Source organism: Streptomyces sp. NBC_01077, assembly GCF_045162855.1.
Taxonomy (GTDB): Bacteria; Actinomycetota; Actinomycetes; order Streptomycetales; family Streptomycetaceae; genus Streptomyces.
The window spans coordinates 6,146,211-6,165,328 of record NZ_CP108669.1; the positions used below are offsets into that span (position 1 = coordinate 6,146,211).

The following is a 19,118-nucleotide window of genomic DNA, read 5'->3' on the forward strand; positions in this document are numbered from 1 at the left end:
GGCCCACTGTACACGGGGTGTATACCCACGATGTATAGCGGCGGTCACCCAAGCGGAAGCGTGCCCTCACGCAACCATCCGCCTCCGCCGGGCGTCGGTTCCTCTGGGTATGGGTGCTGATTCTCACGTCCGGAAAAGGCGTGATCGGTTGTCCTTTGTCTGCATCTCCGGTGTTAGCTGACTAGCTGAGCCGATCCGGCGCGGGCGGGACACGGACCGGGGCACGCCGGGACACACGACGAGCGGAGCGACAGGACACATGGGCCGACCGGACAAGGGCAAGGCGAAGAAACGCGGCCTGCGCCGCTTCTTCTCCTGGAAGAAGCTCCTGGGCACCTTCTTCGTGTGCTGCCTGCTCGCCATGGGCGCCCTGTACGTCGTCTACCTCTTGGTCCCGGTGCCGACGGCCAACGCCGAGGCGACCATGCAGAGCAACATCTACAAGTACGCCAACGGCAAGGTCCTCGCCCGCACCGGCAAGATCAACCGCGAGATCGTCGGCCTGGAGCGGATCCCCGAGAAGGTCCAGAAGGCGTTCGTCGCCGCGGAGAACAAGACCTTCTACAAGGACAACGGCGTCGACATCAAGGGCACCACCCGCGCCGCCTGGTCCACCATCACCGGCAAGGGCAAGCAGGGTGGTTCGACCATCACCCAGCAGTACGTCAAGAACTTCTACCTGAGCCAGGACCAGACGGCGACGCGCAAGCTCAAGGAAATGGTCATCGCCATCAAGGTCGACCAGCAGATGAGCAAGAGCGACATCCTCGCCGGGTACATGAACACCAGCTACTACGGCCGCAGCGCCTACGGCATCCAGGCCGCGGCCCGCTCGTACTACGGCGTCGACGCCACCCAGCTCACCACCGCCCAGGGCGCCTACCTCGCCTCGCTGCTCCAGGCGCCCAACCAGTACGACTGGACCTCCGCGAGCAGCACCGGCCGCAAGCTCGTCGAGGAGCGCTGGAACTACGTCCTCGACAACATGGTCGGCGAGGGCTGGCTCCCGGCCGCCGAGCGCGCGGCCATGAAGTTCCCCGTCCCGCAGAAGCCCAAGCCGCTCCCCGGCATGGAGGGCCAGACCGGCTACATCGTCGAGGCCGCCAACCAGGAGCTGATGCGCCAGGGCGTCAGCGAGGAGGACATCAAGGCCGGCGGCTGGACGTTCACCCTCACCATCGACGAGAAGAAGCAGAAGGACCTCGTCAAGGCGGTCGACCGGCAGCTGGAGGCCAAGCTCGACCGCAAGGGCGACAAGAAGGACGCCACCGTCCAGGCGGGCGCCACCTCGGTCGACCCGAAGACCGGCGCGGTCGTCGCGCTGTACGGCGGCGTCGGCGCCACCGAGCACTGGACGTCCAACGCGACCCGCCGCGACTACCAGCCCGCCTCCACCTTCAAGCCGATCGTCCTCGCCTCCGCCCTCGACAACGGCTCGGTCACCCAGGACGGGCGGCAGATCGGCCTCGGCACGATCTACGACGGCGACAGCAAGCGCAAGGTCGTCGGCAGCTCGATCCCCTTCGACCCGGAGAACGAGGACAACCGGAACTACGGCCCCGTCAGCGTCCAGAAGGCCACCAACAGCTCCATCAACTCCGTCTACGCGCAGATGATCGTGGACGTCGGTGCGGGCAAGACCAAGAAGACCGCCCTCGACCTCGGCATGAAGGACGGCGCGGACTTCGGCGAGACCCCCGCCATGTCCCTCGGCACCATGGGCGCCTCCACCATGGACATGGCAGGCGTCTACGCCACGCTCGACAACCACGGCAAGATCGTCACCCCGACCCTGGTGAAGGCCGCCGTGCACCGGGACCGTACGCTCACCCCCGCCAAGGGGACCGGCGAGCAGGTCATCAGCCGTGAGGCCGCCGACACCGTCACCCAGGCCATGACGGGCGTCGTGCAGAACGGTTCCGGCACCCGGGCCGCCGGTGAGTACGAGGCCGCCGGCAAGACCGGCACCTCCGAGAACAACCGTTCCGCCTGGTTCGTGGGCTACACCCCCGAACTCGTCACCGCCGTCGGCCTCTTCGGCGAGGACCCCAAGGGCAACCAGGTCACCCTCACCGACACCATCAACCAGGGCCGCGCCAACGGTGGCCGTACGCCGGCCCAGATCTGGGGCGACTACACCACCGGCGCCCTCGGCGGCGGCTCCGACGCCTCCTTCGACCTGGAGACCGACGGCTCGGGCACGTACGACCCGGACCCGACGCCCACCGGGACCACCGAGGCGCCCGAGGAGCCGACCGACGCGCCGACCACGAGCTCCCCGGACCCGACGCCCCCGACGACCTCGCCGGCCACCACGGAGCCCACGCCCACGAGCGACCCGGTCACCACGGCGCCGACGCCCACGACCGAGCCGCCGGTCACCGACGAGCCGTCCCCGCCGCCGTCGATCGAGCCGCCGGACCCGGGCACGGATCCCGACCCCGAGAGCACCGACCGACCGCTGCAGTAGCGACCGGCCGCCGCAGTAGCTACCGGCCGCCGCAGGAGCGACACGAAAGGGCCGGACCCCCCCCGTGGGGTCCGGCCCTTTCGCCGTTCCTACGACTGACTCGCCGCGCCTACGACTGGCTCGGGGTGGCCAGCTCGAACCAGACGACCTTGCCGCCCGAAAGACGGGTCGCCCCCCACCGTCTCGCCAGCCGGTTCACCAGGAACAGGCCGCGCCCGCCCTCGTCGGTGTCGCGGGCCCGCCGCTGCCGGGGCAGCTGCGGCGAGTCGTCGCCGACCTCGCAGCGCAGGACGTCCGTCCGCAGCAGCCGCAGCGTCACCGGCCGCTCGGCGTACCGCACGGCGTTCGTCACGACCTCGCTGACCAGCAGCTCGACCGAGTCCGTCAGCTCCTCCAGGTCCCAGCGGGCGAGCGCCCGCCGGGCGAGCCGCCGGGCCCGCCCCGGGGCCGCGTCCTCCGGCTCCAGGAACCAGTACGCCACGTCGCTCGGCGCGATCCCGTCGAAACGGGCCGCGAGCAGCGCGATGTCGTCGTCCCGGTCACCGGGACCCAGCATGTCCAGGACGTCGTCGCAGAGTGCCTCCAGGGGCGGCGAGTGGTCCGGGCCCGTCAGCTGCGCGGTCGCCTCCAGGCGCTCCCGCAGCTGCTCGATGCCGGTCCACACGTCCCGCAGCCGGGACTCCACGAGACCGTCCGTGTAGAGCAGGAGCGTGGCGCCGGCCGGGGCGTCCAGCTCGACCGCCTCGAAGTCCACCCCGCCGACCCCGATCGGGGCACCGGGCGGCACCCGCAGCACCTCGGCGCGGCCGCCCAGGTGGAGGAGTATCGGCGGCGGATGGCCGGCGTTGGCCACGGTGATCCGGTGCGAGACCGGGTCGTACACCGCGTACATGCAGGTCGCCATCCGGTTCTCGCCGAGGCGCTGCGCCTGCTCGTCCAGATGGTGCAGGACCTCCTGCGGAGGCAGGTCGAGCCCGGCCAGGGTCTGCGCGGTCGTCCGCAGCTGACCCATGATCGCCGCCGAGGTCATCGAGTGGCCCATGACGTCGCCGACGACCAGGGCGACCCGGCTGCCGGGCAGCGGGATCGCGTCGTACCAGTCGCCGCCCACCCGGGCCGTCTCGGCCGCCGGCAGATAGCGCGAGGCGAGCTTGACGCCGGTCGGCTGCGGCAGCGAGTCCGGCAGCATCGTCCGCTGGAGCTCGTCCGCGATGTACGCCTCACGGCCGTACAGGACGGCCTTGTCGATGCCGAGCGCGGTGTGCGTGGCCAACTGCGCCGCGACGAGCAGGTCGTTCGGCTCGAAACCGGCCCGCTCGGGGCGGCGCAGGAACACGGCGGCGCCGATCACCCGGCGTCGGCCGCGCAGCGGCGCGAGGACGGCCCGCAGCCCGCCGGGCAGCGGATGGTCCGGGCCGAGCAGTTCGGTCAGCGCGGTCTTGGCGGCGGCGGAGTCGCCGAAGACCGGCCGCACCCCGCGCAGCACCTCGGCCAGTGCCCCACCGGACCGCACCTCGCAGAGTTCGGCCGCGGGGGTCGGATCCGGATCGGGTACGAGGACGAGCTCCTCGCCCTCCAGATCGCTTAACCGGAGCCGGTCCGTACGGCGCAGCCGCAGCACGAACGGCGCCACCGGCCGTTCGTCGCCCACCGGCAGCGGGTCGCGGAGATAGACCAGGATCTCGTCGGAGAAGGTCGGCACGGTCGCCCGGCACAGACCGAGGACGATCTCGTCCAGGTCGATGCCGCGCGCGATGCGCCGCGTCGCCGCCCCGACGAACCGCAGCCGCTCGCCCTCGCGACGCGCGGCGGGGTCACCGCCCCTGTTCCCGCCGGGATGCTGCGGGGTCACGGCGACGGCCATGACTCCGGGGCCGCCGGGGGCCGTGGGAGGCGGGGGCGCGTCCGCCCCGGAGGGCGCCGGGCCCGCCGGTCCGCCCGCCGTGCCGGGCACGTCGGAGGGCAGGCCGGCCGCCGCCTCCTGGCGAGGGCGCGCGCGTTCCTGCGACCGGGCAGCCAGGGGCTGCCGGCCTTCGTGGGAGGTGGGATGCTCCGTCACGCGTGGGGTTCCGTCCGTCCGGGCCGGTGGTGCGATGCACTCGCTCTTCTCGCCGATGCCGCGCCTTCGGCGGGGCTAAACCCCTTGTGTACGGCGGATCTGAAGGCTCCGCGAGCGGCGGCACCAGAGGGGGTCGGAACACCCGGGCAGACGTCCGGCACTGCTCTCCCCCTCGTGGATGACTTCTGGTCAGGTCCTGCGCTGCGTTCGGTCGTTGACGTGTTGCTCGGTCGGTCTGACGTGCCGTTCGGTCCGCCCCTGCCGTGCGGAGGACGATCCTACGTTTCAACCCCGGGGGCGCATCAAGGGTCTCACGGTGCCGTGTGCGCCGGAGTGCGGTCCCAGTCGGCCGGCAGCTCCGGAACCCGCCATGCCGGATCGGGCCGCCAGTTCTCCCAGCCGTCGGCGAACGGCGCCCCCCACGCCATGATGCGCTCCACCGCCCGCTGCCCCGCCGTGCGCACCCGCGCCGCCTGCTCGGTGCTCATCAGGCCGGACCGCTGGGCCTGCGCGAACTCGTCCTCGTCCCGCCACAGCCAGCTGTGGTCGGGGTAGACGGAGATGTCGAGGAAATGGTCCTCGGAGTCGAAGCCGCCGGCCCACCGGACCCGGGGCTCCTCCAGGTTCACGTACCAGCTGCGGAAGCGCCAGCCGCGCTCCCAGAACAGCCACACCGACCACGGGTCGCCGGGTCTCGCCAGCTTCAGGACCCCGCTGCCGGACCACCGTGCGCGTTCCGTGGTGCGCGCGGCGGTGTAGCGGGTGGCGAGGGGCTCCTCGTGCACCGGCGTGCCGTCGGCGAGCACCGGACGGACGCACTCCGTGTCGGGCGCCATCCACACCGCGAGGAGATCCGGCGTGTCCTGGACGACCGTCACCGGTCGGCAGATGTGCACGTCCTCGGTGCCGTTGCCGCGGTAGCGCCAGAGGATGTGCTCCCCCGGCGCCCAATGCTGAGAGCCGCCCGATCCTGTCATGCGCAGATCTTAGGGGCGCGCTCCCACGACCGCAGCGGCACGGATCACGGATGAGTCATGCGGAGCACGTCCAGGGCCTCGTCCAGTTGCTCGACCGTCAGGTCGCCGCGCTCCACGTACCCGGACTCCAGGACCACCTCGCGGATGGTCTTCCGCTCGGCGAGGGACCTCTTCGCGACCTTGGCGGCCTCCTCGTAGCCGATGTACTTGTTCAGCGGGGTGACCACGGACGGCGAGGACTCGGCGTACTCGCGTGCCCGCTCGACGTTGGCCGTGATCCCGTCCACCGTGCGGTCGGCGAGCAGCCGGGACGCGTTGGCGAGCAGCCGTACGGACTCCAGGAGGTTCTTGGCCATCACCGGCAGCATCACGTTGAGCTCGAAGTTCCCGGCCGCGCCCGCCACCGCCACGGTGGTGTCGTTTCCGGTCACCTGCGCGGCGACCATGAGGACCGCCTCGGGGATCACCGGGTTCACCTTGCCCGGCATGATCGACGAGCCGGGCTGGAGGTCGGGGAGGTTGATCTCCGCCAGGCCGGTGCGCGGGCCGCTGGCCATCCAGCGCAGATCGTTGGCGATCTTGGTGAGGGAGACGGCGACGGTACGGAGCTGCCCGGACGTCTCCACCAGCGCGTCGCGGGCGCCCTGCGCCTCGAAGTGGTCGCGGGCCTCGGTCAGCGGCAGGCCGGTCGCCCGCGCGACCTCCGCGATGACGGCCGCGGAGAAGCCGGCCGGGGTGTTGATGCCGGTGCCCACCGCCGTACCGCCGAGGGGGAGTTCGGCGAGCCGGGGAAGCGCGGAGCGCAGCCGCTCGACGCCGTACCTGACCTGGGCCGCGTAGCCGCCGAACTCCTGGCCGAGGGTGACCGGGGTGGCGTCCATGAGGTGCGTACGGCCCGACTTCACCACCGACGCGAATTCGGCCGATTTTCGCTCAAGGGAGGCGGCCAGATGGTCGAGGGCGGGGATCAGGTCGCGGGTGACGGCGCCGGTGGCCGCGATGTGGATGGAGGACGGGAAGACGTCGTTGGAGGACTGCGAGGCGTTCACGTGGTCGTTGGGGTGGACCTCGCGGCCCTCGGGGAGCCGCTCGGTGGCGAGGGTGGCGATCACCTCGTTGGTGTTCATGTTGGACGAGGTGCCGGAGCCGGTCTGGAAGACGTCCACCGGGAAGTGCTCGTCCCAGCGTCCCTCGGCGACCTCCGCCGCCGCCGAGGCGATGGCCTCGGCACGGTCGCGGTCGATCACGCCGAGCTCGGCGTTGACCTGGGCGGCGGCGGCCTTGATCCGGGCGAGGGCCTCGATGTGGGCGCGCTCCAGGCGCTGCCCGGAGACCGGGAAGTTCTCCACCGCCCGCTGGGTCTGGGCCCGCCACTTGGCGTGCGCGGGGACCCGCACCTCACCCATGGAGTCGTGCTCGATCCGGTGGCCGTCGGCCTGGTCTGTGTCGTTCATGTTCCTCAACCTCCTACAAAAGATGAGCACTTGTCTTGTTCGATGTATTCCCATCGGGCGTACCGGCCAGTAAAAACCGTGGGTAACCCCACTTCCAGGAGGCGCAATGACGCGCACCAGGTACAGACTCCGCTGGCCCATCGCCGTCGTCGCCGCGGCCGCCGCCGCGCTCGGCACGATGACCGCCGCCGCCCCCGCCGGCGCGGCCGGCACCGGCACCACGGCGGTGACCGCCGCCGTACCGCTCCCGCCCGCCCTGGAGGCGATCCGGGCCGCCGAGGCGACCAAGATCTACGGCAGCCCCGAGGAGCGCCCGCTCGCCCAGCGCAGGACCGGCCTGATCTCGCTCGGCGACAGCGAGATCTCCGGAGAGGGCGTCGGCACCTACGAGCCTCCCACCAACGGCCCCACCAACTGGTGCCACCGCTCGCCCGACGCCGCCATCCACCGCACCGGGATCGCCGCGGACCTCACGTTCAACGTGTCGTGCTCCGGCGCGTACACCGGCAACATCCGGATCGGCGGCTCGAAGCAGTACGCCGACGAGCTCGTCCAGAGCGACAACCTCGCGATCAAGGCGCGCAACACCCGGATCAAGATGGTCCTGATGGTCGCCGGCGCCAACGACGACCTGCAGTTCGGGCCCGTCATGACCGACTGCGTCCAGCGCTACCTGCTCCTCCAGGGCGCCTGCGAGCCCAAGTACGCCCCCGGCTGGCAGGCCCGCGTCGACGGACTCGTCCCCAAGGTCGAGCAGACCGTCCGCGACCTCAAGACCGTGATGCGCGACGCCGGTTACTCCGACGGCGACTACAAGCTCGTCCTCATGGGCTACCCCAGCCCCATCGGCCCCGACTTCAACGACAACCCGAACTTCCCCGGCAAGCTGATCTGCGGCGGACTCGGCTACGACTCCGACACCGTCTGGGGCCGCAACACCGCCGTCCCCGCCTTCGAGCGCGGGATGCGCGCGGCGGCCGCCTCCACCGGGGCCGTCTACCTCGACAACTCGCGGCTCTTCCACGGCCACGAGGTCTGCATGGAGGACTCCTGGGCCCGCGGCCTCTACATCGACCTCTCCAAGCCCGGGACCCCGGACGAGAACTCCGTACGGCAGTCCTTCCACCCCAACGCACGCGGTCACGCCGCCTTCGCGTCCTGCCTCACCCAGATCTACAACTCGGGCACCCGTGAGGCCAGTTGCGCCGACGTGAACTCCTCCGGCACGCCGACGCTCTTCCCGGTGGCCTGGGACGACGTGTACCAGCCCCTGAAGAACCAGGCGACGGGCAACTGTCTGGACGTCGACGCGGCCGGCTCGTCCAACAACACCGCCGTCCTCGGCTGGGACTGCCACGGCGGCCGTAACCAGGGCTGGTGGTACGACTCCACCCGCCGTACGGTCCACACCCAGCTCACCCAGGACCGCTGCCTGGACGTGCCCGCGTCCGGCTACCAGGCGGGCAGGGCGCTCGTCCTCTGGAACTGCCACGGCGGCGCCAACCAGAAGTTCGTCCGCGACGGCGCCACGGTCCGCCCGGCCGACGCGACGGGCCTCTGCCTCACCCAGAGCGCGGCGAGGCAGCCGGTCCGGCTCCAGACCTGCGACGGCTCGGCGAACCAGAAGTTCGCGTAGCGGAAGCCCCGTTCACGAACGCCGTGGCCCCCGTCCGACACCGGACGGGGGCCACGGCCGTCCGGTGCGACGCGGCCACGGGGTCGTGCGGTGCGACGCGGCCACGGCCGTGTCCGGTGTCGGACGGGGGCCACGGGGCCGTGCACGGTGCGGCCTCAGAGCACCTTGAGCGTGGTCCGCGCCAGCTCGTACGCCGGGAGCATCGCCCGGTACTCCGCGGTGTCGAGCCCGCCGAGGTGCACGATCACCGTCCCCTTCGGGGTCGCGACGGCGAAGGCGCGCTCCTCCTTCGACTCCTCCATCACCTTGTTGTAGACGGTGTACGTGACCTCGGTGACGGGCCCCGCGCCGGACGCGCTCTCCTTGTAGCCGACCTCGGAGGTGTTCTGCTCGGCCTTCACGAACCCTTCGAGCGCCGTCCTGGCGGGCCCCTTCCCGGCCGTCCACACCCGCAGGTATCCGACGTGCCCGGCCGGCTTGGCGTCCACCTCGCAGCGGGCGACGGCCGGCCCCTGGCGGGTGAGCGCCGCGAACTCCGGGTTCTCGGGGTCGCTGATCGCGTTCGGCTTCCACTTCTCCGCGAGACCGAACGAGACGGGCAGCGCGCAGGCCGACCCGGGACCGCCGACGGTCCCGCCGGCCTTGACCGGGGCGGCGCCCGAGGCGTCGGCGGTGGGCGCCGTGGGGCGTGCGCCCTGCGTGACCTCGGGAACCGGCTCGGGCTCGCCGCAGCCGGTCAGCAGCAGCCCCGCCGCCAGGGTGGCGGTGACCGGGGCCAGGGTCCGTATCGGGTGTCTCATGCGGTCAGGGTAGTGGCGGGCCGGAGGCCCACCGGACGGGCGTACCCGGGGCTGACGTCGCGCAATGCGAAGCCGGTCCGATGGAGTTCCACATCACCCGGTGAGCCGGTGGGCGTTCAGGAGAGCTTGCCGCCGTAGTCCGGCAGCTTGAAGGTGCGCTCGGCGTGGCCGCCGACCAGGTCGGTGGTGTTGTTGCCGATGTTCGCGATGATCGTGTAGCCCTTGGCCTCGATCTTGGCGCGCTGCTCCGTCTTGTACGCGCTGACCTCCGCGAACAGGTCGGGCAGGGAGCGCACGTACAGCCCGTCGACCGGATAGCCGGCCTGCTTCAGGTTCCAGTCGGTGAGGGAGTGGATGATCCCGGGGCGCGCGGTGACGAAGAAGACGTCCACGCCGCGGTCGTGGGCCTCCCGGACGAGGGTGCGCACATCGGCGATGGCCGGGGTCGGCAGCTCCCAGAAGGGGTGGAAGTCCGTCTCCAGCGAGCTGTTGTCGATGTCGAGGACGATCGCCTGCTTCTCGCTGCCCGCGTTCCTGGAACGCTCCTCGATGTACGGGCGGGCCTCGGCGACCACGGCCGCCACGTCATGGCGCCAGGTCGTGTAGTCGACGTCCTTGATGGCGGCCGTCGACGTGCTGTGGCTGTCCGGGTCGGCGGCGGACGCGGTGGGCGCGGGGCCGACGACGAGGAACGCGGTGAGGGCGAGCGCGGCCGTGGTTCCGGCGGTGGCGCGCCTGCGGAAGGGCGTGGAGGGCATGGGGGCTCCCTAGATCGACCAGCTCAGACTTTGGCATGCTCGCGCTCAATACTGGACAGTAGGCAACGAGATGGCTACCGGTCGGTAGCGAGTTTCTGAGCGGAGATCGACAACATGGAGATCGCCCCGGGAACGACGACGCCCCCCGGTCCGTGCGGACCGAGGGGCATGCGTCGAGCGACAGGGTCAGCCGAGGCCGGGGCCCCGCACCGGGATGTGCGTGAACGTCGGCTCCGGGGCCGGGTTCTGGAAGAAGTCGTTGCCCTTGTCGTCCACCACGATGAACGCCGGGAAGTCCTCGACCTCGATCTTCCAGACCGCCTCCATGCCGAGCTCCTCGTACTCGACGACCTCGACCTTCTTGATGCAGTCCTGCGCGAGCCGCGCCGCCGGGCCGCCGATCGAGCCGAGGTAGAAGCCGCCGTGGCTGCCGCAGGCGTTCGTGACCTGCTGCGAGCGGTTGCCCTTGGCCAGCATGACCTTCGAGCCGCCCGCTGCCTGGAACTGCTCCACGTACGAGTCCATCCGGCCGGCCGTCGTCGGACCGAAGGAACCGGAGGCGTACCCCTCGGGCGTCTTCGCCGGACCCGCGTAGTAGACCGGGTGGTCCTTCAGGTACTGCGGCATCTCCTCGCCCGCGTCCAGGCGTTCCTTGATCTTGGCGTGCGCGATGTCGCGCGCCACGACCAGCGGGCCGTTGAGGGAGAGACGGGTCTTGACCGGGTACTTGGTCAGCTCGGCGAGGATGTCGTCCATCGGCTGGTTCAGGTCGATGGTGACGACGTCGCTCTCCTCGGAGAGATGCTCGTCGGTCGTCTCCGGCAGGAAGCGCGCCGGGTCGGTCTCCAACTGCTCCAGGAAGACGCCCTCGGCGGTGATCTTCGCGACGGCCTGGCGGTCGGCCGAGCAGGAGACGGCGATCGCGACGGGCAGCGAGGCACCGTGGCGGGGGAGGCGGACGACGCGGACGTCGTGGCAGAAGTACTTGCCGCCGAACTGCGCGCCGATGCCGATCTTCTGCGTCAGCTCGAAGACCTTCTCCTCCAGCTCCTTGTCGCGGAAGCCGTGGCCGGTCTCGGCCGAGCCCTCGGTGGGCAGCTCGTCCAGGTAGTGCGCGGAGGCGTACTTCGCGGTCTTGAGCGCGAACTCGGCGGAGGTGCCGCCGACGACGATCGCCAGGTGGTACGGCGGGCAGGCGGCCGTGCCGAGCGAGCGGATCTTCTCCTCCAGGAACTTCATCATGCTCGCCTCGTTGAGGACGGCCTTCGTCTCCTGGTAGAGGAAGGACTTGTTGGCCGAGCCGCCGCCCTTGGCCATGAAGAGGAACTTGTACGCGCCGCCGTCGGTCGCGTACAGCTCGATCTGCGCGGGCAGGTTCGAGCCGGTGTTCTTCTCCTCCCACATGGTGACCGGGGCCATCTGCGAGTACCGCAGGTTGAGCTTGGTGTACGCGTCGTAGATGCCCTTGGACAGGGCCTCCTCGTCGCGGCCCGGGGTCAGCACGTTCTGGCCGCGCTTGCCCATGACGATCGCCGTGCCCGTGTCCTGGCACATGGGCAGGACGCCGGCGGCGGCGATGTTCGCGTTCTTGAGGAGGTCGAGCGCGACGAACTTGTCGTTGGCCGACGCCTCGGGGTCGTCGATGATCCGGCGCAGCTGGGCCAGGTGGGCCGGGCGCAGGAAGTGCTGGATGTCGTGGATCGCCTCGGCGGCCAGGGTGCGCAGCGCCTCCGGCTCGACCTTGAGGAACGTACGGCCGTCGGCCTCGAAGGTGGAGACACCTTCGGAGGTCACCAGGCGGTAGGGCGTGGTGTCCTCTCCCAGGGGGAGCAGATCGGAGTACGCAAACTCTGGCATGGGGGCCATTCCTCACTCGGCAAGACGGCGCACCGCCTCCGTTGGCAGTGCGCCTTCCAGCGTAGAACGCGGGCAGGGGCCCGGTCCTGTGAGGTAAGGCTCACTTGGGGCCGGGACCGCGCCGGAGTGGCGGGTTCGAGACGTTGTCCACAGGCCACGGCCCGCCCCCTGGTCGCGATCTATCGCGTTTCGCTAGGCTGGCTCCGTGGACCTCGAAAAGAAGCCCGAACCCGAAAAGCAGCCGCAGCCGCAGCGGCAGGCCGCGCCCGCCCAGCCGGCGCCTGCGGAGCCCGTCTTCGCCGACCCGCAGGGCTCGTTGCGAGCCTCGGACGCGGACCGGGACCGGATCGCGGACATCCTCAGGGACGCCCTGGCCGAGGGGCGGATCGACGCCGAGGAGCACTCGGACCGGATCGACTCGGTGTACCGGGCGAAGACCGTCGGGGAGCTGGAGCCGATCGTCCGCGACCTGCCGGGCGCCCGGACCCCCCGCCAGGAGTCCGTGCCGGACTACGGGTACGGCCCGGAGGACGCCGACGGCCCCCCGGACAACCTCGTCGCGATCTTCTCCAGCACCACCCGCAAGGGACGCTGGCGGGTGAGCCGCCGGACGAACGCGTTCGCGCTCTTCGGGAACATCGAGATCGACCTCACCGAGGCGATCTTCACGCAGCGGCTGACCACCATCAACGCCACGTCGATCTTCGGCAACGTGGAGGTGCGGGTCCCGGAGAACATCAGCCTGCGCGGCAGCGGCAGCGGGATCTTCGGCAACTTCGAGGTCGTGACCCTGGAGGGCGTCGACCCGCAGGCCCCGGTCGTCGTCATCAACGGCTACTCGGTCTTCGGGAACGTCGAGGCGAGACCCAAGCGCGGCAAGTGGATCACCGACCTCCAGGACAAGCTGCGCAAGCATCTCGGCCACTGACGACCGGACCTCGGCTCCGGCGGTGACCGGAATTCGCCCTCGGGTATCCGCTGTGCGGAACGGCGCGGCACGCAGTGCATAGGCGCGCGCACAGCGGGTAGGGCTGGTGCATCGCCGCTCGCTCGCGAAGCCGTCGTCAGGAGTAGACCGTGCTGCAACTGCCGCATCAGCCCCTCCAGGTCGCCGCCGTCCCCCCTCAGCGCGCCCCTGCCCGGGAGGACGAGGCCGGCCCTTGGCATGCGGAGGCGGTGTGCCGCCGGGACGAAGCCGGACTGTTCTTCGCCCCTTCCAAGGAGCCGACCGCCGCGCGGCTCGCGCGTGAGGCGGCGGCCAAGCGGGTCTGCGGACGCTGTCCCGTGATGGTCGAGTGCCGGGAGCACGCGCTGCTCCAGCCCGAGCCGTACGGGGTGTGGGGCGGACTCACGGCGGCGGAGCGCCGCGTGGCCCTGGCCCGGCGCCGGCGGCGCGAGGTGGAGCTGCGGAAGGCGGCCGCGACCGACCGCATCGCCCAGGCGGGCTGACGCGAGCGGACGAGCTCGGCGGCCCGACGGCAACGGAGTCGTTCCGTACGGGAAGGGGCGCCCCCACCGCACATGGGGGCGCCCCTCTTCGTACCGTTTCGTGCCGCAGCCCGGGGGCTACTTCGTTCGTGCCGCAGCCCGGGGGCTACTTCGCGCGATCGAAGTCGATCTTGCTGTACGCGCGCAGCTTCGAGAGCCGGTGCGTGGAGTCGATCTGGCGGATCGTGCCGGACTTCGAGCGCATGACGAGCGACTGCGTGGTCGCCGTCTCGGCGCGGTAGCGCACCCCGCGCAGCAGCTCGCCGTCGGTGATGCCGGTCGCGACGAAGAACACGTTGTCGCCGGCGACCAGGTCGTTCGTGGAGAGCACCCGGTCCAGGTCGTGGCCGGCGTCGAGGGCCTTCTGGCGCTCGGCCTCGTCCTTCGGCCACAGCTTGCCCTGGATCACGCCGCCGAGGCACTTGATGGCGCAGGCGGAGATGATGCCCTCGGGGGTGCCGCCGACGCCCATGAGCATGTCGACGCCGGTGCCCTCGCGGACGGCCATGATCGAACCGGCGACGTCGCCGTCCGAGATGAACTTGATGCGGGCGCCGGTCTCGCGGATCTCCTTGACGATGCCCTCGTGGCGGGGGCGGTCCAGGATGACGACCGTGATGTCCTCGGGCGAGGAGTTCTTCGCCTTGGCGACCCGGCGGATGTTGACCGAGACGGGGGCGTTGATGTCGACGAAGTCGGCGGCCTCGGGGCCGGTGACCAGCTTGTCCATGTAGAAGACCGCGGACGGGTCGAACATGCTGCCGCGGTCGGCGGCGGCCAGGACGGCGATCGCGTTCGGCATGCCCTTGGCGTTGAGCGTGGTGCCGTCGATCGGGTCGACGGCGATGTCGACCTCGGCGCCGGTGCCGTCGCCGACCCGCTCGCCGTTGAAGAGCATGGGGGCTTCGTCCTTCTCGCCCTCGCCGATGACGACCACGCCGTTCATCGAGACGGTGGAGATCAGGGTCCGCATGGCGTTGACCGCCGCGCCGTCCGCGCCGATCTTGTCGCCGCGGCCGACCCAGCGGCCGGCGGCCATGGCGGCGGCCTCGGTGACGCGGACCAGCTCAAGGGCGAGGTTGCGGTCGGGAGCCTCGGGGGAAACCACGAGCTCGGGCGGCAGATTCTGCTGCTCGGTCATCGGAACGCACCTTTCTGTACGGCGACGGCCGGATAAGGGAGGGTGCTGCCGACTCTATCGGTACGTCGATAAAATGAGCAGAGGGGCCCACGTATGAGCACGGACCCTTGATGCGACCATGGTGCGCGTGGCAGGTATGCGAGGCAGGCAGACGGTACGCGGAATGTTCCAGTCCCTCGGGGTGATCTTGGTCGCCGCGGGAGTGATGTATCTCTTCATTCCGCACGATGAGAGCGCCGAACCGGTCAAGGCGAAGGACTACCGGGTCGAGCTCCTGACGGCTCAGCGGGCGGCACCGTATCCGGTGCTGGCCCCCGAGGGCCTCGGCGAGGGCTGGAAGGCGACGGTCGTCTCGTACAAGCGCGAGAACGCCAACGCCTGGCGGCTCGGTTTCCTCTCGCCGGACACCCAGTACGTGGCGATCCACCAGTCGACGGCGGCGCCGGGCACCTTCGTGCCGGACGTCACCCAGCGGGCGAAGAACACCGGGAAGACCCAGACGGTGGCGGGCCAGGTGTGGCAGCGCTGGGAGGGGCCGAAGTACGACGCGCTCGTCCGGGTGGACGGCGGGGCGACGACGGTGGTGACCGGCACGGCTTCGTTCGAGCGGCTCGCCGAGATGGCGGGCTCGCTCCGGTCGAAGAAGGCCTGAGCCGGCGACGACGTACGAGAAGGGCCCCGCACTCGGTGAGTGCGGGGCCTTTCTTCGTCAGACTCAGACGGTGGTGACGACCTCGTCGTAGGAGAGGCGCGGGGAGCGCGGGAACCAGGCGTCCTCGCCCGGCTTGCCGATGTTGACGACCATCAGCGGGGTGTGGTCGCCGTCCAGGAACTCCTTCTGGAGGCCGGCGAAGTCCAGGCCGGTCATCGGGCCCGCGGCCAGGCCAGCGGCGCGGACGCCCACGATGAAGTACGCGGCCTGCAGGGCGGCGTTCAGGACGGCGGACTGCTCGCGGACCGGACGCTCGGCGAAGAACATGTCCTTGGCCTGCGGGAAGTGCGGAAGCAGGGCCGGGAGCTCCTCGTGGAACTCGTTGTCGGCGGAGAGGATCGCGACGAGCGGGGCGGTGGCGGTCTTGGGCTGGTTGCCTTCGGCCATGTGCTTGACCAGGCGCTCGCGGGCCTCGGGGGAGCGGACCAGGGTGATGCGCAGCGGGGTCTGGTTGAAGGCGGTCGGGCCGTACTTCACCAGGTCGTAGATCGCCTGGACCTGCTCGTCGGTCACCGGCTCGTCGGTGAACGTGTTGGCGGTGCGGGCCTCGCGGAAAAGGAGATCCTGAGCGGCGGCGTCGAGGGCGAGAGACATGCTGCGTACCTTCCGGACTGCAAAGGGGGGTCGCTCGTAGGGGGTTCAAGCGATGTCCTCGACAGTACGCCCATGATTGGTGAAACTTCAACTAATCCATCCGGATAGTGATCCGCTTCACTGGTGAGTCTACGCCGCCCCCCCCAGGAGCCCGCGCAGGGGCTACTCGTCCCCGTCACCGCCCGAGGCGTCCTCGGCCTCCTCCGCCGCCCGTTCCGCCGCGAGCGAGGCGTCGAGCCGGGCCCGCGCCCCTTCGAGGCGGCGCCGGCAGACCTTCGCCAGCTCCTCACCACGCTCCCAGAGCGCGAGGGACTCCTCCAGTGACGTCCCACCCGCTTCGAGCCGCCGAACGACCTCGATCAGCTCGTCCCGCGCCTCCTCGTACCCGAGCGCCGCCTCGTCCGTGCCCGATCCCGTGCCCGGTCCCGCCGTACCCGTTCCCGCTGCCATGTGCCGCTCCACCCTCCGTATCCGGTTCTCTGACGTCTTCCTCGGTGGTCCCGCTCAGACCGGGTCCGGGTCGGCCACGCGCCGTACCGCGAACTCGCCCTCCACGACCCGGGCCCGCAGCTCCTCGCCCTCCGCGACCTCCTCGGGAGAGCGGACCACGGTCCCGTCCGCCCGCTGGAGCACCGCGTACCCCCGCTCCATCGTCGCGGCCGGCGACAATGCCCGGACCCGCGCCCGCGTGTGCGACAGCTCGGAGTCCGCCCGGTCCAGGAGGTGCCCGAGAACGCGCCGACTGCGGGCGAGCAGCGCGACGAGCTCGTCCTCGCGGACCTCGACCATGCGCTGCGGATGCTCCATGACGGGCCGCGCGAGCGCGTGCGCGAGGCCACGCTCCTCCCGGTCGAGCAGGCCCCGTACGGTCCGCAGCGCCCGGTCCCGCAGCCCGCGCACCCGGTCCAGCTCCTCGCCGACGTCCGGGACGACCTTCTTGGCCGCGTCCGTCGGCGTCGAGGCGCGCAGATCGGCCACCAGGTCGAGCAGGGGCGAGTCGGGTTCGTGCCCGATGGCCGAGACCACCGGCGTACGGCAGTCGGCGACGGCCCGGACCAGCTGCTCGTCCGAGAACGGCAGCAGGTCCTCGACGCTGCCGCCGCCCCGGGCGACGATGATCACGTCGACCTCCTCGTGGGCGTCGAGCTCCTTGACCGCCTGGACGACCTGCGGGACGGCCTTCACGCCCTGCACCGCAACGTTCCGCACCTCGAAGGCGACGGCGGGCCAGCGCCGTCGCGCGTTCTCCAGGACGTCCCGCTCCGCCGCCGAGGCGCGGCCGCAGACGAGCCCGACGCGGTGCGGCAGGAACGGCAGCGGCTTCTTCCGGTCGAGCGCGAAGAGACCCTCGGCCGCCAGACTCCGCTTCAGCTGCTCAAGACGCGCGAGCAGCTCGCCGATCCCGACCGGCTTGATCTCCACCGCGCGCAGCGACAGCTGCCCGCGCGGGGCGTACCACTCGGGCTTGGCGCGCACGACGACCCGGGCGCCCTCCGACACGACGTCCGCGACGGCGTCGAAGACCTGGCGGTAGCAGGTGACGCCGATGGAGATGTCGTACGAGGGATCCCGCAGCGTCAGGAAGACGACCCCGGCGCCGGGGCGCCGCGACAGCTGCGTGATCTGTCCCTCGACCCAGATCGCCCCGAGCCGGTCGATCCACCCCCCGATCAGGCGGGAGACCTCACCGACGGGAAGCGGTGCTTCGGCGGACGTAGTCAGAGCCATGGACCGAGCGTAACCGCGCGGTACGACAACGTCAGCGCTGCGCCGGCGTCCGCGCCGCCCCCTGCACCGCCAGGACGATCAGGCCCACACCCAGCCACACCACGCCCACCACCTGCGCCGCCACCGAGGCCTCCACGATCACCGCGATCAGGATCGCCGCACCCACCACCGGAAGGACGACGTGCTTCAGCCAGTGCGGCGGCCCCTCCGCCCTGCGTACCGCGAACCAGCCCACCACGCTCGCGTGCAGCAGGACGAAGGCCGTCAGGGCGCCCACGTCGACCACCGACACCAGATGGTCGAGGCCGTCGTCCCGCCGGGCCGCCCACACCGCCGCGATCATCGTCACCGTCGCCGCCACCAGGAGCGCCACCCTCGGCACGCCCCCGTCCGTCCGGGCGAGCACGTGCGGCAGGCGCCGGTCGCGGCCCATCGCGAACAGCAGCCGGCCACCGGCCGCCTGCCCCGCGAGCGCCGCGAAGGCCGCGCCGATCGCCTTCGAGACGGCCACGAGGTCGTGCAGCCAGCCGCCGACCGCGCTCTCGACGGCGTCGTAGAAGGCCGACCCCTGCTTCCCCGGGTCGGCGGCGAGCTCGGCCGAGGAGACCGGTTCGAGCAGCGCCACGAGCCAGGACTGCCCGATGAAGAGGACACCCGCGAGGGCCAGACAGAACAGCACCGCGCGGGCCACCTTCGCGGAGCCGCCCGTGACCTCCTCCGCGAAGGAGGCGATGGCGTCGAAGCCCAGGTAGGACAGGACGGCCACGGACACCGCGCCCACGACGGCGGCCAGGGAGAACGAGCCGTCCCCGGTGAGCGGCGACCACCAGTCGCGCTGTGCCCCGTCCCGTACGAGCACCACGATCGCGGCGACGACGAAGACGAGCAGCACGACGATCTCCATCGCGAGCACCGCGAAGCCGACCCGGGCCGCCGCCCGTACGCCCCAGAGGTTGAGCAGCGTCGTGACGACGACGGCGATCCCCGTCCACACCCACCGGTCCACCTCCGGGACCAGCGCCTCCATCGCGATGCCCGCGAAGAGATAGGCGACGGCCGGGATCAGCAGGTAGTCGAGCATCGCCATCCAGCCGGCGATGAATCCCGGCCCTTCTCCGAGGCCCTTGCGCGCGTACGTGAAGACGGAACCGGCCTGCGGGGCGACCCGGACCATCTGCGCGTAACTGAAGGCCGTGAACGCCATGGCGACCGTGGCCACGATGTACACGAGTGCGACCGCGCCGCCGGACTTCGCGTCGAGCGTGCCGAAGACGCCGACGGGCGCCATGGGGGCGATGAAGAGCAGTCCGTAGACGACCAGGTCCCGGAACCCGAGGTTCCGTCGAAGCCCCGTGTGTTCCGCGTCTTCCCCGCGCGCCGCCACCTGCGATTCCTCGGACATGGCCACAGTTTCGGCCACGGCACCGATCAAACCGCTCACCGA

16 protein-coding genes are annotated in these 19,118 nt (G+C 71.0%); 5 read left to right on the plus strand and 11 right to left on the minus strand.

Annotation, left to right across the window (positions count from 1 at the left end; genetic code table 11):
- Positions 1-259: 259 nt before the first annotated feature.
- Positions 260-2,470, plus strand: a complete 2,211-nt coding sequence (locus tag OG462_RS28020; RefSeq protein WP_406061747.1) for a transglycosylase domain-containing protein — start codon at positions 260-262, stop codon at positions 2,468-2,470.
- A gap of 109 nt (positions 2,471-2,579) precedes the next feature.
- Here OG462_RS28020 and OG462_RS28025 read toward each other — a convergent pair whose 3' ends face one another.
- The 3 genes from OG462_RS28025 to OG462_RS28035 all read right to left on the minus strand — a co-directional run bounded on the left by OG462_RS28025 (position 2,580) and on the right by OG462_RS28035 (position 6,960).
- Positions 2,580-4,529 carry a SpoIIE family protein phosphatase gene (locus tag OG462_RS28025; protein ID WP_406061749.1) on the minus strand — a complete coding sequence of 650 codons (1,950 nt, stop codon included), beginning with the start codon at positions 4,527-4,529 and terminating at the stop codon, positions 2,580-2,582.
- Positions 4,530-4,840: 311 nt separating this feature from the next.
- Positions 4,841-5,506 carry a DUF402 domain-containing protein gene (locus tag OG462_RS28030; protein ID WP_406061751.1) on the minus strand — a complete coding sequence of 222 codons (666 nt, stop codon included), beginning with the start codon at positions 5,504-5,506 and terminating at the stop codon, positions 4,841-4,843.
- Between the two features lie 44 nt (positions 5,507-5,550).
- On the minus strand, positions 5,551-6,960 hold the full coding sequence (locus OG462_RS28035) for a class II fumarate hydratase (RefSeq protein WP_406061753.1): 1,410 nt from the start codon (positions 6,958-6,960) through the stop codon (positions 5,551-5,553).
- A 106-nt stretch (positions 6,961-7,066) separates the two neighbouring features.
- Between OG462_RS28035 and OG462_RS28040 the strand changes: the two genes are divergently transcribed.
- Positions 7,067-8,596: a ricin-type beta-trefoil lectin domain protein gene (locus OG462_RS28040; RefSeq protein WP_406061754.1), complete on the plus strand. Its 1,530-nt coding sequence runs from the start codon at positions 7,067-7,069 to the stop codon at positions 8,594-8,596.
- A gap of 155 nt (positions 8,597-8,751) precedes the next feature.
- Here the strand turns inward: OG462_RS28040 and OG462_RS28045 are convergent, their stop codons facing one another.
- The 3 genes from OG462_RS28045 to OG462_RS28055 form a co-directional block, all read right to left on the minus strand.
- A complete protein-coding gene (locus OG462_RS28045; protein WP_406061756.1) occupies positions 8,752-9,396 on the minus strand; it encodes a lipoprotein in 645 nt (214 codons plus the stop codon).
- Positions 9,397-9,512: 116 nt separating this feature from the next.
- The gene (locus OG462_RS28050) at positions 9,513-10,154 is read right to left on the minus strand and encodes an HAD family acid phosphatase (protein ID WP_406061758.1); all 642 of its coding nucleotides are present in this window, start codon (positions 10,152-10,154) and stop codon (positions 9,513-9,515) included.
- A gap of 186 nt (positions 10,155-10,340) precedes the next feature.
- Positions 10,341-12,011: a fumarate hydratase gene (locus OG462_RS28055; RefSeq protein WP_406061760.1), complete on the minus strand. Its 1,671-nt coding sequence runs from the start codon at positions 12,009-12,011 to the stop codon at positions 10,341-10,343.
- 205 nt (positions 12,012-12,216) lie between these two features.
- Here OG462_RS28055 and OG462_RS28060 point away from each other — a divergent pair, with 205 nt between their 5' ends.
- On the plus strand, positions 12,217-12,939 hold the full coding sequence (locus OG462_RS28060; protein ID WP_406061762.1) for a DUF1707 domain-containing protein: 723 nt from the start codon (positions 12,217-12,219) through the stop codon (positions 12,937-12,939).
- Positions 12,940-13,088: 149 nt separating this feature from the next.
- Positions 13,089-13,460 carry a WhiB family transcriptional regulator gene (locus tag OG462_RS28065; RefSeq protein WP_030320581.1) on the plus strand — a complete coding sequence of 124 codons (372 nt, stop codon included), beginning with the start codon at positions 13,089-13,091 and terminating at the stop codon, positions 13,458-13,460.
- 145 nt (positions 13,461-13,605) lie between these two features.
- Here OG462_RS28065 and glpX read toward each other — a convergent pair whose 3' ends face one another.
- Positions 13,606-14,640 (minus strand): class II fructose-bisphosphatase, encoded by a 1,035-nt coding sequence (gene glpX / locus OG462_RS28070; protein WP_406061763.1) that lies wholly within the window; start codon positions 14,638-14,640, stop codon positions 13,606-13,608.
- A gap of 118 nt (positions 14,641-14,758) precedes the next feature.
- Here glpX and OG462_RS28075 point away from each other — a divergent pair, with 118 nt between their 5' ends.
- Complete coding sequence (locus tag OG462_RS28075; RefSeq protein ID WP_406061765.1) at positions 14,759-15,292, plus strand: DUF4245 domain-containing protein; 534 nt, start codon at positions 14,759-14,761, stop codon at positions 15,290-15,292.
- Between the two features lie 63 nt (positions 15,293-15,355).
- On the opposite strand, the gene OG462_RS28080 is transcribed toward OG462_RS28075, so the two are convergent.
- The 4 genes from OG462_RS28080 to OG462_RS28095 form a co-directional block, all read right to left on the minus strand.
- Positions 15,356-15,946 (minus strand): malonic semialdehyde reductase, encoded by a 591-nt coding sequence (locus OG462_RS28080; protein ID WP_406061767.1) that lies wholly within the window; start codon positions 15,944-15,946, stop codon positions 15,356-15,358.
- 162 nt (positions 15,947-16,108) lie between these two features.
- Positions 16,109-16,396, minus strand: a complete 288-nt coding sequence (locus OG462_RS28085) for an exodeoxyribonuclease VII small subunit (RefSeq protein ID WP_406061769.1) — start codon at positions 16,394-16,396, stop codon at positions 16,109-16,111.
- Between the two features lie 54 nt (positions 16,397-16,450).
- Positions 16,451-17,674, minus strand: coding sequence for an exodeoxyribonuclease VII large subunit (gene xseA / locus OG462_RS28090; RefSeq protein WP_406061771.1), 1,224 nt, complete (start codon positions 17,672-17,674; stop codon positions 16,451-16,453).
- 31 nt (positions 17,675-17,705) lie between these two features.
- On the minus strand, positions 17,706-19,076 hold the full coding sequence (locus OG462_RS28095; protein WP_406061772.1) for an APC family permease: 1,371 nt from the start codon (positions 19,074-19,076) through the stop codon (positions 17,706-17,708).
- Between the last annotated feature and the right edge of the window lie 42 nt (positions 19,077-19,118).

Excerpts from the sequence above, each read along its gene's own strand:
- OG462_RS28020 (WP_406061747.1), top strand. The coding sequence starts at position 260 with ATGGGCCGACCGGACAAGGGCAAGGCGAAGAAACGCGGCCTGCGCCGC.
- OG462_RS28030 (WP_406061751.1), bottom strand. The coding sequence starts at position 5,506 with ATGACAGGATCGGGCGGCTCTCAGCATTGGGCGCCGGGGGAGCACATC.
- OG462_RS28035 (WP_406061753.1), bottom strand. The coding sequence starts at position 6,960 with ATGAACGACACAGACCAGGCCGACGGCCACCGGATCGAGCACGACTCC.
- OG462_RS28040 (WP_406061754.1), top strand. The coding sequence starts at position 7,067 with ATGACGCGCACCAGGTACAGACTCCGCTGGCCCATCGCCGTCGTCGCC.
- OG462_RS28045 (WP_406061756.1), bottom strand. The coding sequence starts at position 9,396 with ATGAGACACCCGATACGGACCCTGGCCCCGGTCACCGCCACCCTGGCG.
- OG462_RS28050 (WP_406061758.1), bottom strand. The coding sequence starts at position 10,154 with ATGCCCTCCACGCCCTTCCGCAGGCGCGCCACCGCCGGAACCACGGCC.
- OG462_RS28055 (WP_406061760.1), bottom strand. The coding sequence starts at position 12,011 with ATGCCAGAGTTTGCGTACTCCGATCTGCTCCCCCTGGGAGAGGACACC.
- glpX (WP_406061763.1), bottom strand. The coding sequence starts at position 14,640 with ATGACCGAGCAGCAGAATCTGCCGCCCGAGCTCGTGGTTTCCCCCGAG.
- OG462_RS28075 (WP_406061765.1), top strand. The coding sequence starts at position 14,759 with ATGGTGCGCGTGGCAGGTATGCGAGGCAGGCAGACGGTACGCGGAATG.
- OG462_RS28080 (WP_406061767.1), bottom strand. The coding sequence starts at position 15,946 with ATGTCTCTCGCCCTCGACGCCGCCGCTCAGGATCTCCTTTTCCGCGAG.
- OG462_RS28085 (WP_406061769.1), bottom strand. The coding sequence starts at position 16,396 with ATGGCAGCGGGAACGGGTACGGCGGGACCGGGCACGGGATCGGGCACG.
- xseA (WP_406061771.1), bottom strand. The coding sequence starts at position 17,674 with ATGGCTCTGACTACGTCCGCCGAAGCACCGCTTCCCGTCGGTGAGGTC.
- OG462_RS28095 (WP_406061772.1), bottom strand. The coding sequence starts at position 19,076 with ATGTCCGAGGAATCGCAGGTGGCGGCGCGCGGGGAAGACGCGGAACAC.